Origin of the sequence: Pseudomonas sp. TMW22089 (assembly GCF_022496645.1) — a bacterium.
Taxonomy (GTDB): Bacteria; Pseudomonadota; Gammaproteobacteria; order Pseudomonadales; family Pseudomonadaceae; genus Aquipseudomonas; species Aquipseudomonas paraversuta.
Map to the genome: position 1 here is coordinate 1 of NZ_SCFG01000045.1, position 8,433 is coordinate 8,433.

At 54.2% G+C, this 8,433-nt stretch carries 7 protein-coding genes; 6 read left to right on the forward strand and 1 reads right to left on the reverse strand.

Features of this window, described 5'->3' with window-relative positions:
* From EQV90_RS21530 to EQV90_RS21550, 5 genes are all read left to right on the forward strand, one after another.
* On the forward strand, positions 1-108 hold a 108-nt coding region (locus tag EQV90_RS21530), incomplete at its 5' end, for an IS3 family transposase (protein ID WP_138762977.1).
* 48 nt (positions 109-156) lie between these two features.
* On the forward strand, positions 157-480 hold the full coding sequence (locus tag EQV90_RS21535) for a response regulator transcription factor (protein ID WP_240878664.1): 324 nt from the start codon (positions 157-159) through the stop codon (positions 478-480).
* 64 nt (positions 481-544) lie between these two features.
* A complete protein-coding gene (locus EQV90_RS21540) occupies positions 545-3,694 on the forward strand; it encodes a transporter substrate-binding domain-containing protein (RefSeq protein ID WP_240878665.1) in 3,150 nt (1,049 codons plus the stop codon).
* A gap of 133 nt (positions 3,695-3,827) precedes the next feature.
* On the forward strand, positions 3,828-4,724 hold the full coding sequence (locus tag EQV90_RS21545) for an EAL domain-containing protein (RefSeq protein ID WP_240878666.1): 897 nt from the start codon (positions 3,828-3,830) through the stop codon (positions 4,722-4,724).
* Positions 4,725-4,812: 88 nt separating this feature from the next.
* On the forward strand, positions 4,813-5,589 hold the full coding sequence (locus EQV90_RS21550; RefSeq protein WP_240878667.1) for a hypothetical protein: 777 nt from the start codon (positions 4,813-4,815) through the stop codon (positions 5,587-5,589).
* Between the two features lie 296 nt (positions 5,590-5,885).
* Here EQV90_RS21550 and EQV90_RS21555 read toward each other — a convergent pair whose 3' ends face one another.
* Positions 5,886-6,974 (reverse strand): hypothetical protein, encoded by a 1,089-nt coding sequence (locus EQV90_RS21555; protein ID WP_003446085.1) that lies wholly within the window; start codon positions 6,972-6,974, stop codon positions 5,886-5,888.
* A 725-nt stretch (positions 6,975-7,699) separates the two neighbouring features.
* Between EQV90_RS21555 and EQV90_RS21560 the strand changes: the two genes are divergently transcribed.
* A complete protein-coding gene (locus EQV90_RS21560) occupies positions 7,700-8,374 on the forward strand; it encodes an NAD(P)-binding domain-containing protein (RefSeq protein ID WP_240878668.1) in 675 nt (224 codons plus the stop codon).
* Positions 8,375-8,433: the final 59 nt, after the last annotated feature.

An 8,433-nucleotide genomic window follows, 5' to 3' on the forward strand; every position in this document is an offset into this window, starting at 1 on the left:
GATTACATCGAGATGTTTTACAACCCAAAACGACGCCACAGTTTCAACAATCAGCTGTCACCGGTAGAGTTTGAAAAGCGTTACGCAGCGAGCCTGGAGAGTGTCTAGGAAACCCGGGGCGATTCACGCTGCTTTCAAGCCGGAGCGAGCGGATTTGTGAGCAAACACGAACCTATTAGCCAACTGATCAAGGCGATCAAGACCATCGCCGATGGCTATGTGTTATTTCCAAGGGATGCCATGCCGATCTACTCTGGCGGTGCTCAAACAGTTGCCGCGGGCGACCTGGGCAATCTTACGGATCGCGAGATGCAGATCCTGAAGTTGCTGGCCGAGGGCTACTCCAACCGTGACATCGCAGCCAAACTCAACCTTAGTAGCAAGACGGTAAGCGGCCACAAGGTCAACCTTCTGATGAAGCTCAGCGTGACCTCAGTGGTCGAGTTGGCGAACATTGCCAAACAGCACAACCTTATTTGACCTTGACGTGAAATCGACAATCTCCCGACTCGGCGCCTTCGTTCTACTCACTATTTTGTCCTGTATGCCGGTCAGGTCCGAGACGGGCGATCTACAGCCCACCGCGCGACAACAACTGGATAACATTAAAGTCCAGCCCGACGATGTTGAGCGGGCCTGGCTCGATCAAAAGCAAGCGCTGATAGTCGGCGTGACCAGTGATTCCTTGCCGCCCTACCGCATCTTTAGTGAACACAATAGCTTTGAAGGACTCACCGCGGATTACCTGGCTGCTTTGCAGAGCGAACTGGCGATCGAGATCAAGGTGCGCCCGTTCACCACGGCCAATGCCGCCTTTGACGCCCTGCGTCAGGGGCAGATAGATCTGGTGGCCACCGCCACCTCGCAGGAGGCCAGCCATTTTGGCGTGCAACTTACGCCACCTTACGGGCAGTCAGAGCTGGCCCTCTTCGCAGACGGGGGGGATCTTCACGAATACAGCATCAGTGACCCCAAATTGCGCATCGCTGTGGCCAACAGCGCTGCGCTCTCGATGTACAGGCGCAACGGCGGCCAGGGGGCTTTCATCATGTATGCCACCCCCCTTGCCGCGATGGCATCGGTACTGACCGGTGATAATGACGTCTACCTCGGTGACACGCTCTCGACCTACTACTTGTCCAGCCAGCTATTCAGTGTGCAGTTTGAAATCAACCAGAGCACGCGCCTGCCCAAGGTGGATCTTTCTTTTGCCCTTGCAGCCAACAATCCGGTACTGGCTGGCCTCCTGAACCGCGGGCTGGGAAGTATCACGCATCGCCAGATGAGCAATGCCCAGTATTTCTGGGGCGACTTTGAGAGTGGTGATCTAAGTGATTTTCGACTGCACCTCAGCAACGCGGAACGCACCTGGATCAGCAATGCCGGGGTAGTCAACATTGCGATCAGTGAAGATCTTGCCCCTTACGCTTTTTTCAACAGCAATGGTCGCTTGAATGGCATTGCTTCAGATTTATTGGGCATCATTCGGCGAAAGACCGATATTCACCTCAAGATTATCCGTGTCAGCTCGTTGAGCGAAGTCAACGCTTTGCTGAACACTGGCAAGGCAAGTCTTGGCATCTTGACAGAGCCCAGTGAGTCTTCACTGTCATATCTGCATACACGAACTCTGGCCGTCGCGCCCTACCTGTTTGTGATGCGCCGCAATGATCAAGCTCAGCTGGAAGCACAAAGCACTGCACCCGTAGCAGTTGCAAAAGGCTATCTGCAAAATGCGCTGATTGCCCGGCAATATCCCCATGTACGGATAGTCAATACCGAAACCATGGGCGAGGCGTTCAATCTTGTCCGTGACGGTAAAGCTGATTTTGTCCTGGCACCTGCCAACGTAGCGCGCTACTACCTCTCCTACAAATACGAATCAAGCCTGAAAATCGGCGGCATCCTCAATGTTGAGGATGCAAAAATCGTGTTCGCCGCCCCTGGAAACCATCCGGAACTGATCTCGATCATCAACAAGGCCATGATTGAAATCCCTCCGCGCAAGAACCTGCAGATCATCGGACTCTGGCGCGCCAATTCAGCTACCGATGAAAAGTACTGGGAAGGAATCGCCTCTAGTATCTGGCGATCTTTCGAGGTATTGGGCGCCCTGCTGGTGGTAGCCGGCCTGCTGATTGTGGTTCAACGCCGTCGCATTCTGAGAAAACGTCACGACCTTGAGCAGCGACAATTACTGCTGGACGAACTGCAGGTCGCCAAGGAGTCCGCGGAAAAGGCCAGCCGAAGCAAATCAGTCTTCCTGGCCACCATGAGCCACGAAATCCGCACCCCCCTCAACGCTATCATCGGCATGCTGGAACTGGTGCTCACTCGCAAGGACAACGCCGAACTCAACACGCAGTCCGTACACATAGCCTACGAGTCAGCGAATCACCTGTTAGCCCTGATCGGCAGCATTCTGGACATATCGCGCATCGAATCGGGAAAGCTGAGCCTGTCGCCTGAACCCACCCGCATCAAGGAACTACTGGAATCGACAAGCAATGTGTTTTCCGGCCTGGCCCGGCAGAAACGCTTGTACTTGCGCCTGGACATCGCCCCGCTGGCCACGGAACTGGTTTGGGTGGACGCGCTGAAGGTCAAACAAATCATCTCCAACCTCCTGAGCAATGCGATCAAGTTCACCGAACAGGGTGGCATCGAAATTCGTTGCCAGGTCAGCCCCGCGAGCAAAACCTCTCTACAGGTTGTTATAAGCGTGAGCGACACCGGGGTTGGCATCCCGGCGGCGCAAATTGATCAGATATTCAACCCCTTCTTTATTACCCGGGATGCGATCAACGATCCCAATGCTGGCGCTGGCCTGGGCCTGGCAATCTGTAAAGAGCTAAGCAACTTTATGGGGGGGCATCTGGAGGTAGAAAGCGATACGAAGTTCGGCACTCAGATGACATTCAGCATAGTGCTTGAGTGCGTCAGTGCCGAGACCCATGTCACTTCCCCGGTGTCCGGGTCGACTGCGGACAAAAGCCTCGATGTAGCCTTGACCCTATTGATTGTCGAGGACCACCTGCCGAGCCAGTACCTGTTGTACCAGCAACTCTCCTACCTGGGTCATCGTGTGGTAACCGCCAGCAATGGCCTTGAAGGCCTGGCGATGTGGCAAGAAAATGAAATCGACATTGTGCTCACCGATGCCAACATGCCGCAGATGAGCGGTATCGAAATGACCCAAAGCATCCGCCGGCTGGAGCAATCCCGGGGCGTTCGCCCGTGCATCATCATTGGACTGACCGCCGATGCCCAACGCGAAGCGCTTGAGCGCTGCCTGGCCAGCGGTATGGATCATGCGCTGACCAAGCCAATCACCCTGGCCGACCTGAACCGCTGGATCCCCAAGCTCGACACAGACGAGCAACAACTCAAAAATTTGCCGTCGTCGACGAGCACTATCCACGCGGCCTTGGCCGAACAGGTGATCGAAAGCAACAACAGCGAACTCGAAGCCTTGCAACGTGCATTGGACAAGGAAGACCTGAAGGAAATGGAACGCGTTGCGCACAAGCTCAAAGGCACCGCGTACATGCTCAACCACTCAGGACTACTGGAACAATGCATTGAGGTCGAAGAACTGTGCGCTGATGGAATGATGTCCATTAATACACTTGAAGCTGTGACGATCCTGATGCAGTCACTGGAGGCAATCAACCAGGCACTGCGACCGAGCTGATGTTCCGGGCTGGCGCCGAGAGTTATCTGCGCGCAGTTCCAGAAAAATCTCGGCAAAAATACAGATTCGTCTTTCGTGTCGCCAGGGTGGGGTCGCTTAGGCTCAGAGGCATACCCATTCAGGCTGCCCCACCATGCAAAAAACCTCATTGCACGCGCTCGTTGCGAGCCACACCTACCAACCAAAGCAAGCTCTGCAAAACCGGCCGGACAGTTCAAGCGCTCCGAAAAAACCAGCCCGACTGCCCAGTGCCGGGGAGGTAAAACGTGGTCTTCTACGCAGAGAGTTCAATGCGTACCTACAACCCAAATTCGATTTACACACTGGTCAGGTCGACTCGGTGGAAGTCCTGGCACGCTGGCATCACCCTCTGTATGGCGTACTCAATCCAGCAACCTTCATTGCACTGATGGCCCGTGAAAAATGGCTCGATACACTGCTATTCGAATTGTTGGAGCAGAGCCTGGCCTTTCAGCTAAAGCTACTGGAACAAGGCAGATTCATAGGCATGGCATTCAACCTGTCTCTTGATCAATTGATGAGTGATGCACTCATCGAATGCCTGGAGACCCGCTTGCGCCAGCACGCGCTGCCACTCTCGTCCCTCACCTTCGAAATCACCGAGGACGGGGTCGGCGAAGCTTGCGCTGCCAGCGTTAAACAGCTGATTCGCCTGCATCATTTAGGTGTACGGCTGTCAATTGATGACTTCGGAACGGGCTATTCGTCACTCTTGCGCCTTTGCCAGATACCGTTCAGTGAAATCAAACTGGCTGAAGAATTCACCCGATTTATCGATGGTCCCGGCCGGTACATTGCAGCCATTCGCCACACTGTAGCGCTGGCCGCCGAAATGGGCATGCATCTGGTAGTGGAGGGTATTGAAACCGCAGCTCAGCACGATCAGCTGTATGGGATGGGAGTCCAGTTTGGTCAGGGGTTTTTGTGTGCTAAACCGATGCCGATCGCTGTATTCGAAAACTGGATACAAAACCCATGCCCATGCTCCCGGTCAACCGCAAGAACCTGATTCAGGACAGCCCTGACTTTCGGGCAGGTGTCAGCAGGCACAGCGAAATTCTGCTGTGACAAGGCGCTATGTTGGTGAAAGGAAGCTCATGTATCTATCAATCCTGAATGCCGTATTAATCATGCTGCTGCTCGCCCCTCTACAGTCAACGGCAGCTATCATTCGGGTGTCTGAAACTGGGCCTGGGTGTGGAAAACCAATGAGAGCAGGTTTATGTACCGGAACCATCTTATCCATCGACATCATGAGTGGTGAGATCAGGGATATTAATAGTAACAATCCCGTGCCGGGTTATCAGTTCTTCAGACTTTCGCGCCCCTACGCTTATTTTGAATGCAACACGGCTGGCACATCAGGTTGCCCTCGTCTTAATTTCATATGCCGTACTGAAGCAGAGGCAAGAGCCACACTTCAAAGCCTGGTGGGTGCTTCCATAAATCGGGTCAGTGCACCTGTGACAACTCGTGAATCTCTCGACTTCCGTTGTTTGAAGCCCGGAAGCTATGGTTGGTTCCAGCTCTCATACGATATCGCGACGACCCCTCCCATATCACCGCCAGTCACATGCTCAGCAACTGCGACCAGCATATATTTAAGGGGTACAACCACTGAAGTTAATGCAGGCGGGGCTTACACTTATATCGAGTGCAGCGAAAACACTACCGTCAGCCTGCAGATCCCCAATCAGGGAGAAGTAGATTTGACAGGCGCGGGTACAGTTGTACTGGGTATCGCCGACGGCGGCTCTTCTGCAACACTCGATGTTCGAGGTTCCAGCCCGGTATGGATAAAGGCTTCTTACAAGGGACGTAAACCGCCTGGAACATATAGTGGATCGACAATACTTCAACTTAATGTTCTTTGATTCATTTAGTGAATTGGCGGACAAATTCTTTCTGAGGGTTTTGCACAACGCGACACATCGCCGGCAGGTCGCCGGCAGGTCGCCGTTACTACCATTAAGTATTTCCATCGAATGCAGTAAATACAGTGCTCGGCCGCCTGCGGTCTTAGACGCGGCATTCGCAGGGTGGAAAAATGGCGATGTCGGCCTTTGGAAATCTCCAGGCAATAAAAACCCCGCTCGAGGCGGGGTTCAATCAAAGGGTCAGCGCTGGATCTACTGCCGTGCCTGCGAACGATTGCCCACAGGTTCAAGGGTCAGGAAACAGCTTCCAGCGCAGCTTTTTGCGCCTTGGCAATGGAGCGGCTGCGTAGCCAGTTAAAGCAAATAGCGAGAATCAGGGCGAAGCCGACATAGCCCAACAGTGGGTAGACAGTGCCTACCAGCTTGCTGAAGCCACCCAGGCTCAAGGCCAGGCCTATGCATACCGTGACTGCGCTAATCAACTTGAAGCGGCTGGTTTCAGGCTTGGCGAAGCGGGCGCTGAATGCAAAGAACATCCCCACCGCTGTGCTGTAGACCATGCAAACCAGTGCCACCGACATCACCACCGAAAGGATCGGCGAGATACGCCCTGCCAGTGCCAGGGAAGGCATTTCGATGCCTTCCAGCTGGTTGATGTTGGCAAACAGGCCGATGTTCAACAGCAGGATCAACGCACCCAGACCGAGACCACCGAGTACGCCACCCAGTGCGGCAGCCTTGGGTTGCTTGGTCATGCCACCAATGACAGCCAGCATCGGGAAGCCTACGGCGATGTTGAAAGACGCGTACAGCAAGGCGCCCACAAACCAATTGCCAGAAACTGTTTCGTTGTTCTCACGGGCAACCGCGTCGAGGGTCTCGATCGGGGCGTTGTAACTGAAGATCGAGTAAGTGGTGATGATAAGCACCATCGCCAACAGGAAAGGCATTACCGCGCTGATCAGGTCGATGATGCGCTTCACGTTCATGCACAACGTGGCGATCACCAATACCGTCATCAATACGCCACCGAACAAGGGCGGCAGATCGTACTGCTGGGCAAAGATCGAACCGCTGCCGGCCAGCATCACTACACCGACGCCGTACAGGAAGAAGGACAGCACCACATCGACGACCAGGCCGATGCGCGCACCGAACAGAATGTAGAGAACCTCCTTGTGCGAGCTCGCCTGCATCTTCGAGCTCATTCGAGCGATCTGCATGCCGAGGAAGGCAAACATCAGACCGCTTACCAGAGTGCCGACAATACCTATAAGCCCATAGCCGGTGAAAAACTGGAGTACCTCCTGCCCGGAGGCAAAACCACCACCAATCACGACGGACATGTAAGCAAGGGCAATCTGGATCGATTGTTTATTCATTAAACTATTTCTCATTCTTAGACTTATTAGATGCATGGGAATAGAGATGCAGTGCCGGCCTCTTCTTTCCATGGAACGACTCGCTCTGGGCAGCAGCGCAAATCAGTGCGATTTGTTGTGCTGCCTGGGTGTACGGACGCCGCCCGCAGTATAAGAACTGTCTGGCAGCTTTTTTCACCATATAAGCCGATATATCCAGTGATAAACCTCGGTAAAAATACGATTAGCACCACTAATCTCTCAAACATGGCGATAATGACCGCACAACCACCTGAAACATTCAGAAACAAGTAGTGATTTATAAATCAACGACTTAGCGCACGACCACAGAATGCGCGGCCAGAGACTTGGCGCCCGCAGGCGAAAGGGCCGGTCAGGCACCGCGCGTACCTGTTCTGGATCAGACCTTGAATACCGTTGTCGCAGGCGGGGTTAAGCATGCGATCGCTGCGGCTGCGCGAGTGCAACCCAGTAATGCCGACAAGCCCGGATCCCCTCCCCGCAGAGGCGACTCGCCAATGCCGAGTGAGCGACTGGCTTGGGTGAAGCTGTAATTTTGCTTGAGTACGAGGTCAGCGGCAGAGGGTTGAAGATGTCCAGGTGCTCTGGGCAGCGTTTCATGATTGGCCAGAGATGAAGGCTTTGGGTCGACTGGCCCTCCGGGGCAGGCTGCCACCCAGTTATCGTGAGACACTCTCTATTTGCTCAACACAGGAGAAGGCAGCGTGCTGAACATTGGAATTCTGGGTGTTGGCGAACTGACGGAGAAGATCGTTATTGGTTTGCGCCGAAGCGGATTTTCCGGGAGGGTTTTGCTTTCACCGCGCAATAATGATCGTGCCCGAGAGCTATCCAGGCTCTGGGCCTGTGAGATTGCGCAGAACAACCAGGGTGTGGTCGATGACAGCGACCTGTTATTTCTGGGCGTGCGACCCGATGCTGTTGAGCAACTTGCCAATGAGGTACGACTCAAGCCCGAACAGACGCTGGTTTCACTCGTAGCGGGTATGAGTATCAACGAGCTGGAACAAAGCTTTCCCAAAGCTCGGCACGTGCGGGCGATGCTGTCCTATGCCGCTCAGATCAACCAATCAACTGTTGTCTTGACCCCAGGCGGCCAGCCTCATGAGAGCTTGCTCGGCGCCCTTGGATCATTGGTCGTGATCGACCAGGAGGACGCATTTGAGCTCGCCACCGTTGCGGCGTGCATGAACGGCTGGTTTTATTTCTTCCTCGGTGATATTCAGGAGTGGTTTACCGGGAAGGGCCTCTCCCATGAACAGGCAGCACAGTTGGTGATGGGCAATATGCAGGATTGTCTGTCCAGTGCACGGTGGACTTGCCCCTACCAAACCGGACACCAACTCCCCGTTAAATTGATGCTGCTGCCAAACGCCTAAACTCTCTCGGCGACCTATATTTCAAAGCACTGTGCGGATGCTGCTCGTTGTAATGCTCG

Excerpts from the sequence above, each read along its gene's own strand:
- EQV90_RS21545 (WP_240878666.1), top strand. The coding sequence starts at position 3,828 with ATGCAAAAAACCTCATTGCACGCGCTCGTTGCGAGCCACACCTACCAA.
- EQV90_RS21540 (WP_240878665.1), top strand. The coding sequence starts at position 545 with ATGCCGGTCAGGTCCGAGACGGGCGATCTACAGCCCACCGCGCGACAA.
- EQV90_RS21555 (WP_003446085.1), bottom strand. The coding sequence starts at position 6,974 with ATGAATAAACAATCGATCCAGATTGCCCTTGCTTACATGTCCGTCGTG.
- EQV90_RS21550 (WP_240878667.1), top strand. The coding sequence starts at position 4,813 with ATGTATCTATCAATCCTGAATGCCGTATTAATCATGCTGCTGCTCGCC.